At 47.5% G+C, this 866-nt stretch carries 1 protein-coding gene; it reads left to right on the top strand.

Annotated features, from left to right (window positions below):
* Positions 1-866, top strand: an 866-nt coding sequence (locus tag A3762_RS22870) for an AbgT family transporter (RefSeq protein ID WP_197469517.1), incomplete at both ends; no start/stop codon positions are given.

Genomic DNA, 866 nt, shown 5'->3' with positions numbered 1-866 from the left:
TGGTCGCCACCCCCTAGCCGGTCTTGCTGCCGCGTTTGCGGGTGTATCAGGCGGCTATAGCGCGAACCTTTTAATTGGAACAGTTGACCCACTTCTATCAGGCATCTCAGAGAAAGCAGCCCAACTTATTGACCCGAGTTATACGGTTGGGGCTGAGGCCAATTGGTACTTCATGATGGCCTCGACCGTTGTCATTTCTATTCTCGGCATGCTGATTACTGAGTACATCGTGGAGCCTCAACTAGGTCTGTATAACAAAGATGATGCATCACCTGAACACGTCGAAGAACTCGAGCAAGAGATGAATTCACATGCCGTAACCGATATTGAGCGCAAAGGTCTGAGAGTCGTCGGTATTTATACGCTCATCTTTGCGGGCGTTTTGGCTTCTACGATCGTTCCAGAAAATGGAATATTACGCCATCCTGAAACAGGACTTGTTGCAGGGTCTCCATTCTTAAAATCGATCTTAGCATTCATATTCATTTACTTTGCCTTAGCGGGCTTAGTGTACGGCAAGGTCGTTAAATCGATTACCAACTCGACTGATGTCGTTCACGCCATGAATCATGCTATGAACACAATGGGCGCATATATCGTTCTTGTTTTCTTCGCGGCGCAATTCGTTGCCTTCTTTAAGTGGACTAATCTAGGCGCGATCTTGGCCGTGCTCGGTGCACAGACCTTAGAAAGCTTAGGTTTAACCGGACCAATTCTATTCTTCTTCTTTATTGGCGTATGCGGGCTAATCAACCTGTCACTAGGTTCAGCATCGGCTCAATGGGCAGTCACGGCGCCTATATTCATCCCGATGTTAATGTTAGTTGGCTATTCACCAGAGGTTATTCAAGCGGCGTATCGTATCG

The organism is Oleiphilus sp. HI0125 (assembly GCF_001635355.1).
Note: the sequence above shows the minus strand (reverse complement) of the source record. Positions and strands in the feature narration are given on the sequence as shown.